19 protein-coding genes are annotated in these 20,856 nt (G+C 69.7%); 10 read left to right on the top strand and 9 right to left on the bottom strand.

The features are described from left to right. Positions 1-45 precede the first annotated feature (45 nt). Both KXD97_RS08810 and KXD97_RS08805 read left to right on the top strand, forming a co-directional pair. Positions 46-1,251 (top strand): DUF3068 domain-containing protein, encoded by a 1,206-nt coding sequence (locus tag KXD97_RS08810; RefSeq protein WP_260756350.1) that lies wholly within the window; start codon positions 46-48, stop codon positions 1,249-1,251. Next, positions 1,248-3,026 (top strand): hypothetical protein, encoded by a 1,779-nt coding sequence (locus KXD97_RS08805; protein WP_396885365.1) that lies wholly within the window; start codon positions 1,248-1,250, stop codon positions 3,024-3,026. The genes KXD97_RS08810 and KXD97_RS08805 overlap by 4 nt, the downstream gene beginning before the upstream one ends. Here KXD97_RS08805 and KXD97_RS08800 read toward each other — a convergent pair. The 4 genes from KXD97_RS08800 to KXD97_RS08785 all read right to left on the bottom strand — a co-directional run bounded on the left by KXD97_RS08800 (position 2,967) and on the right by KXD97_RS08785 (position 5,566). Next, positions 2,967-3,224, bottom strand: a complete 258-nt coding sequence (locus tag KXD97_RS08800; RefSeq protein WP_260756348.1) for a hypothetical protein — start codon at positions 3,222-3,224, stop codon at positions 2,967-2,969. The genes KXD97_RS08805 and KXD97_RS08800 overlap by 60 nt on opposite strands. A gap of 12 nt (positions 3,225-3,236) precedes the next feature. Next, on the bottom strand, positions 3,237-4,094 hold the full coding sequence (locus KXD97_RS08795; RefSeq protein WP_260756347.1) for an oxygenase MpaB family protein: 858 nt from the start codon (positions 4,092-4,094) through the stop codon (positions 3,237-3,239). Next, entirely contained in the window at positions 4,091-4,315 is a 225-nt protein-coding gene (locus tag KXD97_RS08790) for a hypothetical protein (protein ID WP_260756346.1), read from the bottom strand. The genes KXD97_RS08795 and KXD97_RS08790 overlap by 4 nt, the downstream gene beginning before the upstream one ends. Before the next feature lie 63 nt (positions 4,316-4,378). Then, entirely contained in the window at positions 4,379-5,566 is a 1,188-nt protein-coding gene (locus tag KXD97_RS08785; RefSeq protein ID WP_260756345.1) for a glycosyltransferase family 4 protein, read from the bottom strand. Positions 5,567-5,604: 38 nt separating this feature from the next. Here KXD97_RS08785 and KXD97_RS08780 point away from each other — a divergent pair, with 38 nt between their 5' ends. Next, positions 5,605-6,372, top strand: coding sequence for a class I SAM-dependent methyltransferase (locus tag KXD97_RS08780; RefSeq protein WP_260756344.1), 768 nt, complete (start codon positions 5,605-5,607; stop codon positions 6,370-6,372). A gap of 53 nt (positions 6,373-6,425) precedes the next feature. Then, positions 6,426-7,904 carry an aldehyde dehydrogenase gene (locus KXD97_RS08775; protein ID WP_260756343.1) on the top strand — a complete coding sequence of 493 codons (1,479 nt, stop codon included), beginning with the start codon at positions 6,426-6,428 and terminating at the stop codon, positions 7,902-7,904. A gap of 80 nt (positions 7,905-7,984) precedes the next feature. On the opposite strand, the gene KXD97_RS08770 is transcribed toward KXD97_RS08775, so the two are convergent. The 3 genes from KXD97_RS08770 to KXD97_RS08760 form a co-directional block, all read right to left on the bottom strand. Continuing rightward, positions 7,985-8,257 carry a nuclear transport factor 2 family protein gene (locus KXD97_RS08770; protein ID WP_396885363.1) on the bottom strand — a complete coding sequence of 91 codons (273 nt, stop codon included), beginning with the start codon at positions 8,255-8,257 and terminating at the stop codon, positions 7,985-7,987. Between the two features lie 244 nt (positions 8,258-8,501). Beyond that, positions 8,502-9,023, bottom strand: coding sequence for a dihydrofolate reductase family protein (locus tag KXD97_RS08765; RefSeq protein WP_260756342.1), 522 nt, complete (start codon positions 9,021-9,023; stop codon positions 8,502-8,504). Continuing rightward, positions 9,020-9,976: a helix-turn-helix domain-containing protein gene (locus KXD97_RS08760; protein WP_313901365.1), complete on the bottom strand. Its 957-nt coding sequence runs from the start codon at positions 9,974-9,976 to the stop codon at positions 9,020-9,022. The genes KXD97_RS08765 and KXD97_RS08760 overlap by 4 nt, the downstream gene beginning before the upstream one ends. 260 nt (positions 9,977-10,236) lie before the next feature. Here KXD97_RS08760 and KXD97_RS08755 point away from each other — a divergent pair, with 260 nt between their 5' ends. From KXD97_RS08755 to KXD97_RS08740, 4 genes are all read left to right on the top strand, one after another. Continuing rightward, positions 10,237-10,920, top strand: a complete 684-nt coding sequence (locus KXD97_RS08755) for an SDR family oxidoreductase (RefSeq protein ID WP_260756341.1) — start codon at positions 10,237-10,239, stop codon at positions 10,918-10,920. A gap of 235 nt (positions 10,921-11,155) precedes the next feature. Next, complete coding sequence (locus KXD97_RS08750) at positions 11,156-11,899, top strand: 1-acyl-sn-glycerol-3-phosphate acyltransferase (protein ID WP_260757890.1); 744 nt, start codon at positions 11,156-11,158, stop codon at positions 11,897-11,899. 11 nt (positions 11,900-11,910) lie between these two features. Then, on the top strand, positions 11,911-13,554 hold the full coding sequence (gene fadD12 / locus KXD97_RS08745; RefSeq protein ID WP_260756340.1) for an acyl-CoA ligase FadD12: 1,644 nt from the start codon (positions 11,911-11,913) through the stop codon (positions 13,552-13,554). 2 nt (positions 13,555-13,556) lie between these two features. After that, positions 13,557-14,795, top strand: a complete 1,239-nt coding sequence (locus KXD97_RS08740) for an alpha/beta hydrolase (RefSeq protein WP_260756339.1) — start codon at positions 13,557-13,559, stop codon at positions 14,793-14,795. 85 nt (positions 14,796-14,880) lie between these two features. Here KXD97_RS08740 and KXD97_RS08735 read toward each other — a convergent pair whose 3' ends face one another. Next, positions 14,881-16,311, bottom strand: coding sequence for a wax ester/triacylglycerol synthase family O-acyltransferase (locus KXD97_RS08735; RefSeq protein ID WP_260756338.1), 1,431 nt, complete (start codon positions 16,309-16,311; stop codon positions 14,881-14,883). A 26-nt stretch (positions 16,312-16,337) separates the two neighbouring features. Then, the gene (locus KXD97_RS08730) at positions 16,338-17,561 is read right to left on the bottom strand and encodes an alpha/beta hydrolase (protein ID WP_260756337.1); all 1,224 of its coding nucleotides are present in this window, start codon (positions 17,559-17,561) and stop codon (positions 16,338-16,340) included. Positions 17,562-17,738: 177 nt separating this feature from the next. Between KXD97_RS08730 and KXD97_RS08725 the strand changes: the two genes are divergently transcribed. After that, positions 17,739-19,910 (top strand): acyl-CoA dehydrogenase, encoded by a 2,172-nt coding sequence (locus tag KXD97_RS08725; RefSeq protein WP_260757889.1) that lies wholly within the window; start codon positions 17,739-17,741, stop codon positions 19,908-19,910. Between the two features lie 33 nt (positions 19,911-19,943). Continuing rightward, complete coding sequence (locus tag KXD97_RS08720) at positions 19,944-20,855, top strand: alpha/beta hydrolase (protein ID WP_260756336.1); 912 nt, start codon at positions 19,944-19,946, stop codon at positions 20,853-20,855. Position 20,856: the final 1 nt, after the last annotated feature.

Genomic DNA, 20,856 nt, shown 5'->3' with positions numbered 1-20,856 from the left:
CCGCCACCGCCACGCCCGTGGCGGCGCGCGAAGGGAGACACGGTATTGAACCGCGCAGTTGCGCTGAGGATCGCCGCGTGCGGAATCATGGGCCTCGGAGCTGCCCTGCTCATCGCTGCGCTGCTCTTGTCCACCTACACCCAGGACAAGATCGCCAAGATTCCGCTCGACATCGACACCACCCTCGTCAGCGACGGCACCGGCACCGCGTTCGACCCGGCGTCACTGCTCGGTGAGCGGTTCGTGATCAACGAGGACGTCCCGATGGTGCTGCAGCAGCAGATCAGCGTGGAGTCCCCGTCGAACGCCGACGTGGTGACGCTGCAGGTCGGCTCGTCGCTGCGGCGCACCGACCGGCAGCAGGACAACGGGCTGCTGCTGGCGATGGTCGACACCGTGACGGTCAACCGCTCCACCGCGATGGCGGTGTCGAGCGAGACCAATCCCGGCGGTTCGGTGCAGCGGCCGCGCTCCATCGACGACGAGGTCCCGCCGACGAGCATCGCGCTGCCGCACGAGGGGCTGGCCTACCGCTTCCCGTTCGACACCGAGAAGAAGACCTACCCGGTGTTCGATCCGATCGCGCAGAAGGCGTATGACGCCAACTACTCCGGCGAAGAGGATGTCAACGGCCTGACCGCCTACAAGTTCACCCAGAACGTCGGCTTCGACGCCGACGGCAAGCTGGTCGAGCCGGTCAAGTACCCGTCGCTGTACGACGACGACGCCGACAGCCAGGTGACGGCGCGAGCCGCGCTGTGGGGCCTCGAGGGCGACCCCGAGGAGATGATCACGATGACGCGGTATTACGCCGCGCAGCGCACGTTCTGGGTCGATCCGGTGTCGGGCACGATCGTCAAGGAGTCCGACCGCGGCTACCACTATTACGCCCGCGAGGCGCTCAAGCCCGAGGTCACGTTCGTCGACTACACCGTGACGTCCACCGAGGAGACGGTCGAGTCCCAGGTGGCCTCCGCGCAGGACGAGCGGGACCGGGTGTCGCTGTGGGGCCGCATCCTGCCGATCACGTTCACCGCGCTGGGCCTGGTCGCGCTGGTCGGCGGGGCGCTGCTCGGCTCGTTCAGCCTGCGCACGGAGTCGCAGTTGATCGATCCCGGTCTGGACGACACCGGCAACCGGTTCTTCGGTAAGCGCGGCGACGACGGCGAACCGGTGCCCGGCGCCGAGGCGAAGACCGAGAAGCTGCCCGCGCAGCGGCCGACGGACCTGCCGCCGGACCGACCGGTCTGATCGCGCCGGTCTCCGCGCCGACCTGGCGCTCGCTCGTCGCGCCGGGTTATGCGCTGGCATTGACCCTCGCGGTGACCGGGCCGCTCCTCGCGCCGGGTTACCTGCTGCTGCGTGATGCGGTGTCCACACCACGGTCCTATCTGACCGATGCCGCGCTGGGGCTGACCCAGGCCGCGCCGAGGGCGCTGCCGCAGGATTTCGCGGTCGCGCTGGGCTCGGCCGTGGTGGACGGCGGGGTGGTGGTCAAGGCCGTGCTCATCCTCGGCCTGTGGCTGGCCGGCTGGGGCGCCGCCCGGCTGGTGACCACGGTGCTGCCCGACGCCGGGACCGCCGGCCAATGCGTGGCCGTCACCATCGCGATCTGGAATCCCTACGTGGCCGAGCGGCTGCTGCAGGGGCACTGGAGCCTGCTGGTGGGCTACGGGTGCCTGCCGTGGGTCGCGGCGACGGTGCTGGCGCTGCGGCAATCGCCGAAATCGCATTCCACGCGCGGAAATGCGGGACATGACCGCGTGGAATGCGATTTCGGCAGGATCGGGGCGCTGCTGTTCTGGGTGGCGCTGGCAGGATTGACGCCGACGGCGTTGATGCTGGCCGCGACGATCGCGCTCGCGTGTGCGACGGCCCCCGGTTCAGGCCGGCCGCGGTGGTGGTGCGCAGCCGTGAGCCTGGCGGCGGCGGTGACGGCCGCACTGCCGTGGTTGGTCGCGTCGGCGGTGGCCGGCGGCTGGGCCGGTGCGGTGGACCAGCGGCCCGGGATCGAGGCGTTCGCCGCGCGTGCCGAGCCGGGGCTGGCCACTCTGGGCAGCCTGGCCGGCCTGGGCGGCATTTGGAATGCCGAGGCGGTACCGGCTTCGCGGACAACGCTTTTCGCAATCGTGTCGACGGGTGTGCTGTTGGCGATCGTGGCGGTGGGGCTGCCGGTGCTGCTTCGCCGCCGTGTCGCGCTGCCGTTGCTGGTGGTCGCGGTGACGGCAGTGGTCGCGCCGGCGCTGCTCGCCACCGGGCCCGGTATGGCGGTGCTGGAGGGCGTGGTCGGCGCGGTCCCGGGGCTCGGGGTGCTGCGCGACGGGCAGAAGTGGGTCGCGCTGGCCATGCCGGCCTACGCACTGGCCGGGGCGGCTGCCGTCGTCGCGCTGCGTCCCCGGCTACCCGCGGCGGCCGCCGCCGCGCTGTGCTGCGCCGCGGTGGTGGCGACGTTGCCGGACCTGGTCTGGGGTGTCGGCGGCCGCGTCGGCGCGGTGACGTATCCGCCCGGCTGGCCGGCGGCCGCCGAGCTGATCAACGCCGACCCGGCGCCGGTCGCCGTGCTGCCCGTCGACAGCATGCGGCGGTTCCCGTGGGCCGGGGACGCACCGGTGCTCGACCCGCTGCCGCGCTGGGTCCGTGCCGAGGTGCTCAGCACCGGTGACCTGACCATCGCGGGACAGACCGTTCCCGGGGAGGGCAGCCGGGCCCGCGAGGTGCAGCGGCTGCTGATCTCCGGCTCCGGCGCCGGCGAGCTCGCCGCGGCCGGGGTGGGCTGGGTGGTGGTCGAGGGCGCCGCGGTGGACCTGGAATTGCCGGTGGCCTACCGGGACGACGCGCTGACGGTGTACGCGATCGGCGGCGACAGCCCGGCCGCGCCCCATCGGGCGCTGCTGCTGGCCGCGCACTCGGTGTGGCTCGGTCAGCTCGTCGTCGGGCTCATCGCGATGCTGCTCGCGCGGCTGCGGTCACGTCACGCACACGGCCGGCAGCAGCAGCTGGACCGGCCAGAGCGCGGCGACCAGTAGATAGGCCAGCAGCCCACCGCCGGCAGGCATCAGCGTGTTCAACGATGTCTCAAGGAGGCGGACCTCCTCCACGCGGAAGAACGCCCACACCAGACCGACGGTGACATAAGGGATCGCCAGCCACAGCCCGAGTTCGATCACGTCGGCCAGACAGAACCGTCTACTGAGCACGCTGCGCGTGGCGGTGCGGATCGACATGCGGCGCTCCTCTCAGACCAGCCGCCGGTGGGCGCGGACGCGCCTGCGGACGTCGGCGAGCAGGATGTGACTGCCGCCCTGGCGAAGGAAGCCGGGCAGGAAGCGGTTGACGAACGCGACGAACAGGAACAGCTGCTCGAACCACCACTGCCGCCCGCCACCCCACGAAACGCCGAGCGCGTCGCGGAAAACCGGGGCCAGGAAGCCGGCGGTGAGGAACTTCAACAGCGGCCGGAAAGGCAGTCCCAGAACGGGATTGATCATCGTCACATTGATCAGCTCGGTGAGGTAGGACCTCACCACATCGTCCATCTGGACCTGCTCGCAGGCCGAGTCCCAGTACTGGTCGAACTCCGCACGGGTGGGCGGCCACTGGTCGGCGCCGACCTGCAGCGTGGTGCCGAGCGTCCAGGCCGAGCGGTAGAACTGCTCGGCCTGATCGGGCGTCATCCGGCCGCGCAGCAGCTGGTAGGTGTCTTCCAGCCCCACGAACAGGCACGCGGCCACCCACATCTGCAGATCGCGGTCGAAGGCGTTGTAGCGCACCGGACTTGACGGTCCCGACTGCACGTGCCGGTGTGCGCCGTCGACGGCTGCCCGGAAGGCGGCCCGGTCATCGTCGGATCCGAAGATCGCGACGGCCAGATACTGGAAGGTGGTGCGGGCCCGCTTCCACGGGTGCTTGAGCAGGTTGCCCGAGTCGACCTTGCTCTCCACGACGCCGTAACCCACTCCAGGACGCGACATCTGCATGATCACGTTGGCCGCGCCGGCGGCGAACGACCAGAAGTCCATCGCGTCGCCGACTCGCACCGGTTCGTCGCTCCAGCGTGCGGTGCGCCGCTTGATCTGAATCCTGTTGCCCCTCATGGGATACACACGCCCGTGACGAGCAGGATGGGCCAGAACAGCAGCGAGCCGGCGACCGCGAAGACCTTGAGCCCACCGTCCGCTGCCGCGATGTGGTCGGGCCGCAGCACCGTGACCAGGACCCCGAGAATCCCGTACGGCGCGCCGACCAGCAGCGCGGTCCCGATCCACTCGGCGACGGTCATCTCGTAGCCCAGGATCCGGCGCACCACACTGAGCATGGCGCTATGTTAATGGCCATTCGCGCTGCTGTCCGCGATAAGAGCGGAATTCGCGCGCCGTGATCAGATGACGCCGCTGGCCGGCACGCCGGCACGCACCGCGTCGAGCACGGCGCGCATGGCGTCGGCGCTCTGGCGCCAGGAGAAGTCGCCGCTGCGCACCTGGGCCTTGGCGCCCAACTGCTCGCGCAGCACCCCGTCGGTGAGCAACCGCTCCAGACCGTCGACCAGTTGATCGCAGTCGTCGACCAGCATCCCGGTGACCCCGTCGACGATCGAGTCGGTCAGCCCGCCCGAGGACCGGTAACCGATGGTCGGCACACCGTGCTGCGCAGCCTCGACCACCGACAGGCCCCAACCCTCTTTCCGGGAAGGCAGCACATGTACCCAACTCTGTTGCAGCACAGCGTGTTTGGTGGCGTCATCGACGTGGCCGTGGAAGGTGACCGCATCGGAGATCCCCAGCTGCCCGGCATGGCCGACCAGCCGCTGCGCCCACCAGCCGTCACCCAGCACGTCCAGGTGAACATCGGGGACGCGGGTGCGCAAGCGCGCCACCGCATCGAGGGCGTCCTCGATCTGCTTGTGCGGTACCAGCCGCGAGAGCACCACGACGCGCGGAGTCTCCGAACGGGGAATGGCCAGCGTGCGTTCGGGCGCCGCGTCGACACCGTTGCGCACCACCGCGATCCGGTCCGGGTGCACGCCCAGCGCGGCCAGGTCGCGGGCCGACGGCAGCGACACCGTGACGTACTGGTTACGGCGGTGCAGCCGCGGGGACAGCCGCGATTCGACGAACCACCCGATGCGGCTCATCACCGGCCCGGCGACGGGCCACTGCTCGCGGTGGCAATGGTGCACCAGAACCACCGTCCGGCGGCCGTACACCAGCCGGGACAGGAACGGCAGCCCGTTCTGGGTGTCCACCACGATGTCGGGCCGGATGCGGCGCATCGGCCCCAGCCCGATCTTCGCGGCGGCCATCGCCAGCCCCGCCCACACGTACACGCTGTAGGGCCCGCCCCTGCGCTGGATCTGCACGCCGTCGACCACTTCACACCGCGGCGCGCCGCGGTAGCGGGCGGTGCGCAGCGTGACCCGGGTGCCCGACGCGGCGAGCTGGGAACCGATGCGCTGCAGGTAGGCCTCGCTGCCGCCGCCCTGCGGGTGGCCGGTGTCACGCCAGCAGAGCAGCAGCACGGAACGGACCTGCGCACGCGAGGAGCACACGGGATCGGGCAGGTCAGACATCCCCGCCAGCCTAGCCCGGTGATCAGTAGGGTGACCGGGTGCCCGCCACCGACCGCTTCGCCGAACGTGCGACGCTGTCCCGCTCGGCGCGGCTGCTCGCGGCGTTCCGGTTCGAGCAGAGTGAGCCGGACCGCTTCTACGGCGCACTGGCCGCGGACACCGTCGCGATGGTCGGCGACCTGTGGCAGTCGGCCAAAGGCACGGCGCCCACCGGACTGACGCTGCTCGACGTCGGCGGCGGGCCGGGCTATTTCGCGTCGGCGTTCACCGAGGCCGGCGTCCGCTACATCGGCGTCGAACCCGACCCCCGGGAGATGCACGCCGCCGCACCCCGCACCCACGGTCGGGCCGGCACGTTCGTCCGGGCCTCCGGGACCGCGCTGCCGTTCGCCGACGCCAGCGTCGACGTGTGCTTGTCATCGAACGTCGCCGAGCACGTCGCCGAGCCGTGGCGGCTCGGCGAGGAGATGCTGCGGGTGACGCGGCCCGGCGGGCTCGCCGTGCTGTCCTACACCGTCTGGTTCGGGCCGTTCGGCGGGCATGAGATGGGCCTGACGCATTATCTCGGTGGTCGCCGGGCAGCTGACCGGTACGCCCGCAGACACGGCCACCGACCCAAGAATGACTACGGCTCGTCGTTGTTCGCCGTGCACGCCGCCGACGGGCTGCGCTGGGCGCGCGGCACCGGCGCGCTGGTCGCCGCATTTCCGCGCTACCACCCGCGATGGGCCTGGGGACTGACGAAGGTGCCGGGCGTGCGGGAATTCCTGGTGAGCAATCTGGTGCTGGTGTTGCAGCCGTTTTGAGGCTGTCTTGCAACAGGTTCTCGTTTGACCGATCCGTCGGTAGTGTGACGCCTATGACACAGAGCACTGCGTTTCGGACCGAATGGGACAAGCTGTTCATCGGCGGTAAGTGGGTCGAGCCGGCCACCTCGGACGTCATCGAGGTGCGTTCCCCCGCCACCGGCGAGGTCGTCGGCAAGGTGCCGCTGGCCTCGGCGGCCGACGTCGACGCCGCCTGCGCGGCCGCCCGCGAGGCGTTCGACAACGGTCCGTGGCCGCAGATGACGCCACAGCAGCGCGCCGAGGTGCTGGGCCGCGCCGTCAAGATCATGGAGGAGCGCGCCGACGAGCTGAAGTTCCTGCTCGCCGCCGAGACCGGCCAGCCGCCGACGATCGTCGACATGATGCAGTACGGCGCGGCGATGTCGTCGTTCCAGTTCTACGCCGGGGCCGCTGACACGTTCACCTGGCAGGACATCCGCGACGGCGTCTACGGCCAGACCCTGGTGGTGCGTGAGGCCGTCGGTGTCGTGGGTGCCGTGACTGCGTGGAACGTGCCGTTCTTCCTGGCCGCCAACAAGCTCGGCCCGGCGCTGCTGGCCGGCTGCACGGTGGTGCTCAAGCCGGCCGCCGAGACACCGCTGTCGGTGTTCGCGATGGCGGAGATGTTCGTCGAGGCGGGCCTGCCCGAAGGCGTGCTGTCGATCGTGCCCGGCGGCCCGGAGACCGGTCAGGCGCTGACCGCCAACCCGAATCTGGACAAGTACACGTTCACCGGGTCGTCCGGTGTCGGCAAGGAGATCGCCAAGATCGCGGCCGACAAACTCAAGCCCTGCACGCTGGAGCTGGGTGGCAAGTCCGCGGCGATCATCCTCGACGACGCCGACCTGGATTCCACGCTGCCGATGCTGGTGTTCTCCGGCCTGATGAACTCGGGCCAGGCCTGCGTCGGGCAGACCCGCATCCTGGCGCCGCGCTCGCGCTACGACGAGGTCGTCGAGAAATTGTCGGCGGCCGTCGCCGCGATGGCGCCCGGCCTGCCCGACGATCCGGCCGCGATGATCGGCCCGCTGATCAGCGAGAAGCAGCGCGACCGCGTGGAGGGCTACATCAAGAAGGGCATCGAGGAGGGCGCCCGCGTGGTCACCGGCGGCGGACGTCCCGAGGGCCTGGACAACGGCTGGTATGTGCAGCCGACGGTGTTCGCCGACGTGGACAACTCGATGACCATCGCGCAGGAGGAGATCTTCGGCCCGGTGCTCGCGGTGATCCCCTACGAGGACGAGGACGACGCGGTGCGCATCGCCAACGACTCGGTCTACGGCCTGGCCGGGTCGGTGTACACCACCGACAACGACCGGGCGCTGCGGATCGCCCGGCGGATCCGCACGGGCACCTATGCGGTGAACATGTACGCGTTCGACCCGTGTGCGCCGTTCGGCGGCTTCAAGAACTCGGGCATCGGCCGCGAGAACGGCTGGGAGGGCATCGAGGCCTACTGCGAGCCCAAGAGCATCCTGCTGCCGTTCGGTTACACGCCGCCGACGTCCTAGCGCGAGAAGACACAAAGTCGCACGCTCACCGCGGTGGGCGTGCGACTTTGTGTCTGCTGGGCGTCATCCGGCCGGGAGTGTCAGCCGCACCCAGACCCTTGCTCAGTCTCGATCGGGAACGAATGGTGCTCGTGGGCGATCAGCCACCGGCCGTCCACCTTGCGCAGGCCCATCGTGACGCGCAACCGCTCACCGGGTTTGGCCTCGAGCTGCTCGGGCCGGCCGCAGCGCAGCAGCGCGTACGCGAACCCGACGTCGTGACCGGCGACGACGTCGAGGTCGACGAGCTCGAACACCGCTCCGCCAGCGAGGAATTCGAAGAACGGTGGCCAGGAGTCACGGTAGGCGTCGATCCCGTGGATCCCGTGGCACGGCGGGGCACGTCGAACATCACGATGTCGTCGGTGTGCGCGGCGAGCACTCCGTCATGGTCACGAGCCTGGATCGCCGCGACCCACCGCTCGATGGTGTCCTGAATCTGGCCCTGGTTATCGGTCATGCCGGTTCCGACCTCCGCCAAACCCGGAACTCATCGCCGAGCAGACACAAAGTCGCACGGAGAAGGCCCCAGGAGTGCGATTTTGCGTCTGCTCGCGGTCAGGCGCGGCGCCAGCGGGCGCACACGAAGTCCGCGTTGACCGCCGAGGACACCAGCTTCCATTCCGAACGCAGCGGCAGCACCGGCGATCCGGCGCCCAACGTGCACGGCGCGTAGGACACGATCACCTCGTCGACCAGACCCGCGGCGACGAACTGGGCGGCGACGTCCCCGCCGCCGACCACCCACACGTCCCTGCCGTCTGCCGCCGACACCAAGGTCGGGTGCAGCTCGGTGACGTCGCCGGCGAAGGTGTGCACGTCATGGCCGTCGGCGATCAGGCCCGGCCGGTGGGTCAGCACCCAGGACGGCTGCGGGTACATCCATTCGCCCGGGTGGTTGTGCAGGATCCACTCGTAGGTGTCGGCACCCATCACCAACGCCCCCACCGACGCCAGGAACGGGTCGATGGCGAAGGGGCCGTCGGCGTCGATGTCGCGGGACGTGAGCCAGTCCAGGCTCTTGTGCTCGTCGACGATGTACCCGTCCAGGCTCGAGGCGGTGTAGTAGACGGTGCTCACTGATCTCCCCTCATCCAATCCAGCGGGTCGCCGCACCGGCTCGTCGCGCCGAGGCGCGCCAGCATCGTGCGGGCGAGTTCGCGGCGGTGCGCCGAGTACGTCAGCACATGCGCGACGATGCCGTAGAGCTGGAAGGACTCCGGCGGGTCGCAGAGCGCGTCGATCACGGTGTCCCCCAGCCGTCCGGCCGCGGTGTACTCCGCCACCATCGCCCGCCAGCGCGCTGCGAGGCCGTCGTGGTGCGCGGCCAGCTCGACGGCGGTGACGGACTCGGGTCGGGTGGCGCTGCGTGACGGGAAGTCGTCACCGGCGATGGTGGCCAGCCAGACCTCCTTGGTCCACACGATCGCGCCGAGCACCGCGCCCACACTCGGTTCGGGGCCGTCCCAGTGGAGCACCGTCTGCCCGTGCGCGATCTCGGCCACCCACTCATCGGCGGTCAGCTGCGCGGCCCGTTCGATGAGATGCGCGGTGTCGGCGAGGTCGTGCTCGACCATCAACGCCGCGATGTCGGGCGCGTGCGCAGCGCCTGGTTCGCCGGGATCGCTGTCCAGCCACAGTGACTGCGGCGGATGGAAGTGCAGGCCGTTGGGCGCCGGGAGCCGGAAGTGGATCTCGCCGGCCTGTGACGGCGGCCGGCCGTACGTGCGGCGGAATGCCCGGGAGAACACCTCGGCCGACGACCAGCCCTCGTCCGCGGCCACGGCGGACACCGGCTCGCCGCGTTGCAGCCGCCAGGCGGCGCGCTCCAGCATCACCCTGCGCCGCAGTGCCGCCGGCGATTCCCCGGTCAACCGTCGGACCTCACGGGAGAAGTGGAATTCCGAGCTGTAGCTACTGCGGGCCATGTCGCCGACATCGCCGTTGGACGAGTCGGTGACGGCGTCGAGGAGTTCGCGGAGCCGGTCGCGGCGACGCAGAGCCGCGTGCCCAGGCGAAGAATCGTCGGTCACGGTCTCCGAGTATCGTCGGCCGCCGCGACCGGGAACATGACTTTTCCTGCTGCCCTACTGCCTACTTCGGGCACGGCCCACCGGGCGCTGACAACACCCGCCCCGAAAATCACTGTGGCGGAATCCCCCGACCGGGTTCCGCCACAGTGATTCGAACCTACAGTGGGCGGTCCGGATCCGTCGGGCGTTTCGGACTACCAGCCAGCTGCAATTCCTCGCCGGCGGGGACTGCGCGGCGGTGCCGCGGTGTTGAGGTCGACATGACGAACACAGAACACCTCACCGCACTGGTCACCGGAGCCAACCGGGGCCTCGGCCGTCGCTTCGCCGAGCAGCTCGTGGCGCGCGGCGCCAAGGTCTACGCAGCCGCCCGGCGACCCGAGACGATCGACCTGCCCGGGGTGGTGCCGATCCCGCTCGACATCACCGATCCGGAATCGGTGCACCGTGCCGCCGAACTGGCCCCGGACGTCACCGTCGTGATCAACAACGCCGGTGTGTCGACCCGCGCCGGTTTGCTCGACGGCCCTCTGGACGACATCCGGCTGGAGATGGAGACGCACTACTTCGGCACCCTGGCCGTGATCCGGGAGTTCGCGCCGGTCATCGAACGCAACGGGGGCGGCTCGATCCTGAACGTGCTCTCGGTGCTGTCGTGGCTGCACCCGCCGACCAGCGGGGCGTACTCCGCGGCGAAGGCCGCCGGGTGGGCGATGACCGACGCGGTACGCCAGGAGCTCGCGCCGCGCGGAGTCCACGTCGCCGCGTTGCACGTGGGCTACATGGACACCGACATGGTCAGCGACATCCCTGCCGAGCAGAAGACGGACCCCGCCGTGGTCGCCGAGCTCGCGCTCGACGGCCTGTTCGCCGGAGCGCCCGAGATCCTGGCCGATGACCTGAGCCGCGCGGTGAGGGCCCAGCTGTCGGCGGCACCCGCCTGATCAAGATCAAGGTTGCGATCGGGCGACCGAGCTTGACGGCCCCGTACCGGTACTGGTTTCTTCGGTCAGTGACGCTGCTCATAGGCACGCTTCGACGGCCATGAGCAGTGGGTACACTGGCAAAACTAGAACACGTTCCAGTATTGAGGGGGCCGCCGTGGGTGCGACCGACGACCAGACCGACATCGAGACGTCCGAGATCACCAAGTGGGATCCCGTGCTCACCGAGCGGGTGATGGGCCTCCTCAAGCCGTTCCTCAAGGGCTGGCACCGTGCCGAGGTGCGCGGGCTGGAGGACTTCCCGAACGGTGGCGCGCTGGTGGTATCCAACCACTCCGGCGGGTTGTTCCCGATGGACGTGCCGGTCTTCGCCAGCGGTTTCTACGACAAGTTCGGCTTCGACCGGCCGGTCTACACGCTCAGCCACGACATGCTGATGGTCGGCCCCACCGGCGCCTTCTTCAAGAAGACCGGTTTCATCCCGGCCAATCACCGCAACGCCGACGAGGCGCTGCGCTCGGGCGGTGTCGTGGTGGTGTTCCCCGGCGGTGACTACGACGTCTACCGTCCGACACTGGCCGCAAACAAGATCGACTTCGGGGGGCGCACCGGGTACGTCAAGGCGGCGTTGAACGCCGGTGTCCCGATCGTGCCGACGGTGGGCATCGGCGGCCAGGAGAGTCAGCTGTTCCTGACCCGCGGCACGGAGGTGGCCAAAGCACTGGGTCCGGTGGCGCGGGCGTTCCGCGCCAAGATCGTGCCGGTGTCGTTCGGTTTCCCGTTCGGCCTGTCGGTGGTGCTGCCATTGAATGTGCCTCTGCCGTCGAAGATCACGATGAAGGCGCTGCCGCCGATCGACATCGTCGCCGAGTTCGGCGAGGATCCCGACATCGACGAGGTCGACGCTCATGTGCGGCGGGTGATGCAGCGAGCCCTCGACGAACTGGCCGGAGAGCGCCGGCTCCCGGTGCTGGGCTGAGCTAGGTGCCCATGGGAATCACCGACTCCGTCACCAACGCCCTCGGCCTGGTCTCGACGATGGTGCGCGCCGGCGTTATCGCACCGATGCGGCCCGACAAGTACCTGCGCATCACCGGCGCGATGCAGCGCGAGAACATGGCGATCACGTCCGGGTTCGCCGCGGCCGCCCAGCGCTGCCCGGACCGGGAAGGACTGGTCGACGAACTCGGCATCCTGACGTGGCGCCAGATCGACCGGCGCGCCGACGCTCTCGCCGCCGCACTGCAGGCGCAGCCCGGCGGCCAGCCCGAGGTGATCGCGCTGATGGCGCGCAACCACCGCGGTTTCGTCGACGCGCTGATCGCGGCCAACCGAATCGGCGCCGACGTCCTGCTGCTCAACACCTCGTTCGCCGGGCCCGCGCTGGCCGAGGTGATGGATCGCGAGGGCGAGGGCCGCTCCGTCGCGGTCATCTACGACGAGGAGTTCACCGAGACGGTCGACCGCGCGCTGGCCGGACGACCCGACACCACCCGCATCGTCGCGTGGACCGAAGGGCCGACCGACCGGCACACGGTCGAGGCGTTGATCGACGCGCACACCGGACAGGAGCCGGTGCGCTCGCTGGCCAAGAGCCGGGTCATCCTATTGACCTCGGGCACCACCGGAACGCCCAAGGGCGCCAAACACTCCGGCGGCGACCCGAGCGTGCTCAAGGCCATCCTCGACCGCACCCCGTGGCGCGCCGAGCAGCCCGTGGTGATCGTCGCGCCGATGTTCCACGCGTGGGGCTTCTCGCAGCTGGCCTTCGCCGCGTCCATGGCGTGCACGATCATCACCCGCCGCAAGTTCGACCCGGAGGCGACCCTCGAGCTCGTCGACAAGCACCGCGCCACCGGGCTGTGCGTGGTGCCGGTGATGTTCGACCGCATCATGGAGCTGCCCGAGGAGGTGCTCGGCAAGTACAGCGGCCGCTCACTGCGATTCGCGGCGGCATCGGGTTCGCGGATGCGCCCCGACGTGGTCATCAAGTTCATGGACCGGTTCGGCGACGTCATCTACAACAACTACAACGCCACCGAGGCCGGCATGATCGCCACCGCGACACCGCGCGACCTGCGGGCCGCGCCCGACACCGCGGGCCGGCCGGCCGAAGGCACCCAGATCCGGATCCTGGACGCGGATTTCCACGAGGTCCCCACCGGCGAGGTGGGCGGGATCTACGTGCGGAACTCGACGCAGTTCGACGGCTACACCAAGGGGTCGACCGGGAAAGGCAAGGACTTCCACGAGGGGTTCATGTCGTCGGGCGACCTCGGCTACCTCGACGAGGACGGCCGCCTGTTCGTGGTGGGCCGCGACGACGAGATGATCGTCTCCGGCGGTGAGAACGTCTACCCGATCGAGGTCGAGAAGACGCTGGCCGCCCATCCCGACGTGGCCGAGGCGACGGTGCTCGGCGTCGACGACGAGAAGTTCGGCCAGCGCCTGGAGGCGTTCGTGGTTTTGCAGCCCGGCGCCGCGGCTACCCCCGACACACTCAAGCAACACGTCCGCGACCACCTCGCGAACTACAAAGTGCCCAGGGAGATCACGATTCTCGATGAGCTGCCGCGAAGCATCACCGGCAAGATCTCCCGCAAGGACCTGCAGGAACGCGTCAAGAATGCCTGATAATGCCTAAGCGCCGGCCGCTGCTGCGCGCCGTCGCCGAGCTGCTCAACGCCGCCAACGGGGTCCGCCCGCTGGCGCGCGACGGCTATCCGACCATCCCGGTATTCGCATTCGGCTGGCCCACCTCGGAGATGTCGCCGGTGTACCTGGCCGGTTCGATGCTCGACGCGCTCCGGCGCGGCATCCGCGGCGATTTCCGTGGTCCGCGTGGCCGGATCGCGTTGGGGCTGACCGCGGTCGCCTGGGCTCTGCTGTATCTGATCCACCGCCGCAACGTCGGCTCGCAGCCGTACTTCGAGGATCCGCTGCGCGAGGCGCTCGGCGAGAACTACCAGCGGATCGCCGAGAAGGCCCGCCCGGCCAGGCGTCGCTACGTCGGCGTCTTCCCCAACGACGTGATCCGCCGTCGGTACGTCGAGAGCGTCGTGCAGTACGGGCCGCTGCGAGTCAACAAGGCGGACATCTGGCGCCGGGCCGATCTGCCCCGTGACGGGAAAGCCCCTGTGTTACTTCAGGTTCCGGGCGGAGCGTGGGCGATCGGGATGCGCCGGCCGCAGGCCTACCCGCTGTTGAGCCACCTGGCTGATCACGGCTGGATCTGCGTGTCGATCGACTACCGGGTCAGCCCCCGCCACACCTGGCCCGATCACATCGTCGACGTCAAACGCGCGCTGGCCTGGATCAAGGAGCACATCGCCGAATACGGCGGAGACCCGGACTTCGTCGCGATCACCGGCGGGTCGGCGGGCGGGCACCTGTCGTCGCTGGCGGCGCTGACCGCCGACGATCCGCAGTACCAGCCCGGTTTCGAGGACGCCGACACCTCGGTGGCGGCGGCGGTTCCGATCTACGGCCGCTACGACTGGGTGTCCGCGCGCGGCAGCGGCCGCAGGGAGTTCATCGCGTTCCTGCAGCGGTTCGTCGTCAAGAGGCCGATCGCGCGGCACCGGCAGGAGTACGTCGACGCGTCGCCGATGTACCGGCTGCGCCCCGATGCGCCACCGTTCTTCATCCTGCACGGCCAGGACGACTCGATCATTCCGGTGCCGGAGGGCCGTGAGTTCGCCGACGCGCTGCGCGACGTGTCGAACTCCCCGGTGGTCTACGCCGAGATCCCGCACGCCCAACATGCTTTCGACTTCTACTACGGTTCGCCGCGGGCGCACTACACGGCGCAGGCCGTCGAGGAGTTCCTGTCCTGGGTGATGGCCACCCGTCAGGTTGCCGACAAGGCCAGTTAGCCCGCGGCAGCCGCCTGAGTTCCGCCGAAATCGCATTCCACGCGGCCCGCGAGCGAATTTGGGCGCGTGGAATGCGATTTCGGCGTCAGTGGGCGACGTCGTTGGGCATCGCCGACTCGACGACCGTGAGCTCGGCGGAAAGCCCCGCCGCGCGGCGAATCTCGGTGAACTCCTCGAGCATGGCCGCGGTCAGCTCGTGTGGATCCTCGAGCGTGGTCCCGTCGGAGAGCACCGAGATGTTGATCTGGTCGACGTAACTCCACACCGTGATGTTGAGTCCACTGCCGGCGGTCAGCGGCCCGACCGAGTAGATCTCGGTGACAAGCGCACCGCCGACGCGGGCGCGCTCCCGCGGGCCGGGCACATTCGAGATCGGCAGGTTCATCACCTTGTTCTGGCCGTCCTTGTTCGACAGCCAGCGGAACATCGCCTCGGCCGGGGCGGGCGGGAAGTACGCCGACCACCGGCTGACCAGTTCGGGCCCGATCAGGTTGTTACTCTCCTTGCCTGCGGCCGCGGCGACGTGCGCGGCCTTGACCCGGCTCAGCGGGTCCTCGAGGTCGACGGGCAGGCTGACCAGCACACCGGTGAAGTAGTTGCCCGAGATCCGGTCGCGGGAGAAGTCGAAGCTCACCGGCACCGACGCCAGCAGCGGGTGGTCGGCGCGACCGTCGTAGCGCAGCAACAACTTTCGCAGCGCGCCGGCCGACATCGCCAGCACCATGTCATTGATCGTGACCCCGAGCTGCTTGCCGGTGTGTTTGACGTCGTCGAGTGACAGCGTCGCGGTGGCGAAGCGTCTGGTCGCATCGATCATGTGGTTCATGAACGACGGCGGCGGAGTGAACGGCCGGGTCAGCTCCGGGGACAGCTTGTGTTCGCTGCGCTGCACACGCCGCACCCCCGCAGCCGTGTACCGCACCACGCCGGGCAGTTTGGCGATCTGGCGCATGTGGTCGGCGAACGCCGTGCGCACCAGCTCCCCCCGGGTCGGGACCGGATCGGTGGCGTAGGAATCGCGGTCGGCCTGCGGGCTGTCCTGCAGATCCATGCCGCGGGCCAGCAGGTTCGCCGACGCGACACCGTCGGCCAGCGCGTGGTGGATCTTGCCGAGCACCGCGATGCGGCCGCCGGCCAGGCCCTCGATCAGATACATCTCCCACAGCGGGCGGCTGCGGTCCAGCGGGGTGCTCGCGATGCGGCCGACCGCCTCGTCAAGCTCGCGACGGCCGCCCGGCGCGTCGGCCCGGCAGGACCGGACGTGGTACTCGAGGTCGACCTCGGCGTTCTCCCGCCACATCGGATGGTGGAACTTGAACGGGATGTCGATCAGCTCGTACCGGAACGGGTCGAGCTTGTAGAGCCGGCTGTGGATGACCTTGCGCAGCTCCTCGACACCGAAGTGCGCCCCGCCGAGATCGTCGAGCTCGATCACGGCGAGCTTCAACGTGTGCATGTGGACGTTGGGGGTTTCGCTGTACAGCAGCACAGCGTCCCAGCCACGAAGCCTCTTCACCGCGCCACCTTCCGCACCGGAGGTGACTATATAACCTCTTTGGCCCCGATGAGGCTCCGGTTTCGGTGAATGTGGTTGAGGAACAAGCCGATTGCGGTCGCCGCGGCTCCGGTGCGGGCACCGTCGGTCATGTCGAAACCGTGGCCCGCGCCGGGAAGCTCGACATAGCCGACCACCGAACGGGAGACGCCGCGCAGACGTTCGACGAAACTCTGGGCCTGGGCCACCGGGATCACGCTGTCACCGGTGCCGTGGACGACCAGGAACGGCGGCGCCTCCGGATGGACCCGCGCCACCGGCGAGGCCTTGCGGTACACGTCGGGATGCTTGTCGAACTTGCGCTTGACCACGACCCGTTCCAGGAAGTCCATGAAGCGGACCCGCTCGACCGTCGACTTGTCCTCCCAGTCGTAGCGGCCGTATACGCCGACCACCGCGTCGACCGACGTGTCCGAACCCTCGGGCAGCTCGCCCTGCATCTCGGGGTCGTTGGCGGTCAACCCGGCCAGCGCGGCGAGGTGGCCGCCGGCCGAGGTCCCGGAGATCGCAACGAAGTTACGGTCGCCGCCGAACCGGTCGACATTGGCCCTGGCCCATGCGATCGCGGTCTTGACGTCGCTGATGTGGGCGGGCCACGGATGGTGCGGCGCCACCCGGTAGTCGATGGACAGACACACCCAGCCCTGCTGGGCTAGATGGGACATCAACGCGTAGCCCTGCAGCATCCTGCTGCCGTGAACCCAGGCCCCGCCCGGCACGAAGATCAGCACCGGCGCCGGCTCCGCCGGCAGGTCGTCCCGGCGCCACACGTCGAGCAACTGCCCCGGCCGCGGACCGTAGCGCACCGAGCTCCGGTGCACGTGCCGGCGGTGCTCACGCATTTTCCAGACCGGCGGGGTGCGCTCGGCGGCGGGCCACTCGATCTCCAGATCCTTGGGACCCACCACATCGCGCAGCGCGGCCTCGGTGACCGCGTTGGTGCAGTCCCGTTCCTGCTTCTTCTTCTCGGCGTCGTTCGGCGTCACCAGCGACTTCGCCAGCGCGCCGACGAAATCGGGGGCGTGTCGGGTGCCCCAGATCCCCGCGGCGGTCAGTGCGCCAAGTGGCTCAAGGTGTTTCCCGATGACCGGCAGCGACGCCGAGGCCACGCTCATCGCCAGCAGGTAGTCGGAGGGGCCGGCGTTGCGCAACCATTGCAGGCGGGTAGTCAGAGTGGGTCCGGGATACCGGGTGTCCGGCCGTTCCGTCATTGCGCGAGCGTACCCCCGCGCGCGAGAACCAAACGACAATCTGAGCGAAGTTGTCTACTCATGTTTCGCCTGTAGTCAATTTGTGACCTAGGTCACAGATACGGGCCCGGTGCGGTAGGCGATAACGTCGGTTGCCGACCGACAACTTCAGCAGTGAGGCTCACCGTGAGTAAGAGCGTGACCGCGTCCAAACTCGCCATCACCGAGGACCACCAGGATCTCGCCGCGGCCGCGGCCGGCCAGCTCACGCGTCTGCAGACCCTGGCCAAGGCCAGGGCCACTCTCGACGGCGGCGACCCCAGTCCGGCCGACATCTGGTCGGCGGCAGTCGAACTCGGCTGGACCGGGCTCGCGCTCCCCGAGGAGTTCGGCGGCGCGGGCTTCGGTTTGCCGGAACTCTCCGTCGTCGCGGAGTGCCTGGGCAGGCAACTGGCGCCCGGCCCGTTCCTGTCCAGCGCCGCCGCGGCCGTGGTCATCGACCGGTGCGCGCCCGATTCCGTTCGGGCCGCACTGCTGCCCGGCCTGGCCGGCGGCGAGACCGTCGCGGCGCTCGGCGTGTCGGACGGCGTCGCCGTCGGCGCCGACCTGACAGTCACCGGAAAGGCCACCGCGGTGCTCGGCGCCCCCGACGCGTCCGTGCTGGTGCTGGTCGCGGGTCCGGACGTGGTGATCATCGACGCCGGCCCCGATGCCACCGGTGTCACGATCACCCCACTCGACTGCCTGGACACCACCCGTCGCATCGGCGACGTGACGCTGAACGACGTCGCCGTGCCCGAGGAACGGGTGCTGCGCGACGCCGCCCGCAATGCCCGGACGGTGTTCCGCATCCTCACCGCGGCCGAGGCCGTCGGTGTCAGCTGGGCGGCACTGGACATGGCCGTCGAGTACGCGAAAGTGCGCGAGCAGTTCGGCCGTACGATCGGCACCTTCCAGGCCGTCAAGCACCACGCCGCCAACATGCTGGTGGCCGCCGAGGTCGCCACGGCCGCCACCTGGGATGCCGCCCGGGCCGAGGACCTCGACAGTTCCTGGTTCGCCGGCGCAGTGGCCGCCACGCTGGCCAACCGCGCGCAGGTATTCAACGCGCAGAACAACATTCAGCTACACGGAGGTATCGGGTTCACCTGGGAACACGATGCGCACCTGTATCTGCGGCGGGCGCGCACCCTGGCGGCGCTGGCGGCCGACGGCACCGACCCGGTGCTCGACGTCGTCGACGCCCAGCGCGGCGGCCAGGCCCACGGCGCGTCGTTCACGCTGCCGCCCGAGTCCGAGCAGTACCGCAGCCAGGCCCGCGAGGCCGCGGCGAAAACCCGGGCCCTGCCCGTCGACCGCCAGCGCGACCACCTCGTCGACTCCGGATATCTTGTCCCGCACTGGCCGCGGCCGTGGGGCCGCGGCGCGAACGTGCTGGAGCAGCTGGTGATCGAGGAGGAGTTCGCCGACGTCGACCGTCCCGACATGGGGATCACCGGGTGGGTGGCACTGACGATCGCTCAGGCCGGCACCGAGGAGCAACGCGAGCGCTGGGTGGAACCGGTGCTGCGGGGCCAGGTGATGTGGTGCCAGCTCTTCTCCGAGCCGGGCGCGGGGTCGGACGCCGCGGCGGTGCGCACCTCGGCCAAGAAGGTCGACGGCGGCTGGCGGGTGACCGGGCAGAAGGTGTGGACCAGCCTGGCGCACATGTGTCAGTGGGGCCTGGCCACGGTCCGCACCGACCCTGATGCTCCGAAGCACGCCGGGGTCACCATGATGGCGATCGACATGACGGCCGCGGGCGTCACGGTGAACCCATTGCGCGGGCTCACCGGTGATTCGCACTTCAACGAGGTGTTCTTCGACGACGTCTTCGTGCCCGACGCCGATGTGGTCGGCGACGTCAACAAGGGCTGGCTGGTCGCGCGCGCGACGCTGGGCAACGAGCGGGTCTCGATCGGCGGTGGCTCCGGCGCCCCGACCGGCACCACCCCCGACCATCTGATCAAGCTGCTCGACAGCGCACCGGAGACGGCGGCGGGCTACGTGCGCCGCGCCGGCGAGGTGATCGCCGAGCTGCACACGCTCCGGTTGCTCAATCTGCGGCGGGCCACCCGGGCGATCGCCGGCGCCGAGCCCGGACCGGAAGGCAACGTCACCAAACTGCTGGTCGCCGAGTCGGGTCAGCGGCTCACCGAGCTCGCGTTCGAGTTGGCCGGCACCGCGGCGGTCACCGAGCAGATCCCGCAGCTGACCCGCAGCTACATGGGCAACCGGGCCATGACCATCGCCGGGGGAACCTCGGAGATCACCCGGAACACGGTTGCCGAGCGGATCCTCGGACTGCCGCGAGACCCGCTACTTCGCTGACGGAAGCCGTCACCGCACACGCATACTTGTCGGATGCCCCGCATAAATTTCCACCCCGAACTGCGCCGCAGTGCCCGCATCCTGCCCAGACAGATGATCACGCCGGTCACGCTGCCGTTCATGCGGGCGGCGTCCCGGCTGATGTGGCGCAGCGGCGACGCCCCCGACGATATCGAGGTGCTGACGCTGTCCTCCGGGGTCGGGGTGCGGCTGTTCCGTCCCCGCGGCGTGGCGCCCGGCCCGGGACCGGCGCTGCTGTGGATCCACGGCGGCGGCTACGTCATTGGCGACGCCGCCCAGGACGACGTGCTGTGCCGGCGTTTCGCGCGGGAACTCGGCGCGACGGTCGCGTCGGTGAACTACCGGTTGGCACCCGAACATCCGTACCCGACTCCGCTGGAGGATTGCTACACCGCGCTGGGCTGGTTGTCGCGGCTGCCGTCGGTGGATCCGGCACGCGTCGCGATCGGCGGAGCCAGCGCCGGCGGCGGGCTGGCGGCCGCGCTGGCACTGCTGGCCCGCGACCGCGGTGAGATCCCGGTCGCCGCACAGGTTCTGGTATATCCGATGATCGACGACCGCACGGTGGACCGCCACGGGCTCGACCACCCGGGACACCGGCTGTGGAACCAGTCGAGCAACCGCTTCGGCTGGCGGGCCTACCTCAAGGACGCCGATCCGACCGAGGCGGTCCCGGCCCGCCGCGAGGATCTCGCCGGGCTCCCGCCGGCATGGATCGGCGTCGGCACCCTCGACCTGTTCCACGACGAGGACCTGGCCTACGCCGAGCGACTGCGGGAGGCCGGCGTGCCGTGCGAGGTGATGGTCGTCGACGGCGCCTTCCACGGGTTCGACGGAATCGCGCCGAAAGCGTCTGTGTCACAGTCGTTCTTCAACAGCCAGTGCGCGCTGCTACGGACGGCGTTCGCGCCCGCGGCGGCCTGAC

Source organism: Mycobacterium sp. SMC-8 (assembly GCF_025263565.1).
Taxonomy (GTDB): Bacteria; Actinomycetota; Actinomycetes; order Mycobacteriales; family Mycobacteriaceae; genus Mycobacterium.
This window is presented reverse-complemented; position numbering and strand designations above follow the sequence as displayed.

What these genes read in the sequence shown, in the direction of transcription:
- KXD97_RS08800 (WP_260756348.1), bottom strand. Translation starts at nt 3,224, where the DNA reads ATGTCGATCCGCACCGCCACGCGCAGCGTGCTCAGTAGACGGTTCTGT.
- KXD97_RS08795 (WP_260756347.1), bottom strand. Translation starts at nt 4,094, where the DNA reads ATGAGGGGCAACAGGATTCAGATCAAGCGGCGCACCGCACGCTGGAGC.
- KXD97_RS08790 (WP_260756346.1), bottom strand. Translation starts at nt 4,315, where the DNA reads ATGCTCAGTGTGGTGCGCCGGATCCTGGGCTACGAGATGACCGTCGCC.
- KXD97_RS08785 (WP_260756345.1), bottom strand. Translation starts at nt 5,566, where the DNA reads ATGTCTGACCTGCCCGATCCCGTGTGCTCCTCGCGTGCGCAGGTCCGT.
- KXD97_RS08775 (WP_260756343.1), top strand. Translation starts at nt 6,426, where the DNA reads ATGACACAGAGCACTGCGTTTCGGACCGAATGGGACAAGCTGTTCATC.
- KXD97_RS08755 (WP_260756341.1), top strand. Translation starts at nt 10,237, where the DNA reads ATGACGAACACAGAACACCTCACCGCACTGGTCACCGGAGCCAACCGG.
- KXD97_RS08750 (WP_260757890.1), top strand. Translation starts at nt 11,156, where the DNA reads ATGGGCCTCCTCAAGCCGTTCCTCAAGGGCTGGCACCGTGCCGAGGTG.
- fadD12 (WP_260756340.1), top strand. Translation starts at nt 11,911, where the DNA reads ATGGGAATCACCGACTCCGTCACCAACGCCCTCGGCCTGGTCTCGACG.
- KXD97_RS08740 (WP_260756339.1), top strand. Translation starts at nt 13,557, where the DNA reads ATGCCTAAGCGCCGGCCGCTGCTGCGCGCCGTCGCCGAGCTGCTCAAC.
- KXD97_RS08730 (WP_260756337.1), bottom strand. Translation starts at nt 17,561, where the DNA reads ATGACGGAACGGCCGGACACCCGGTATCCCGGACCCACTCTGACTACC.
- KXD97_RS08720 (WP_260756336.1), top strand. Translation starts at nt 19,944, where the DNA reads ATGCCCCGCATAAATTTCCACCCCGAACTGCGCCGCAGTGCCCGCATC.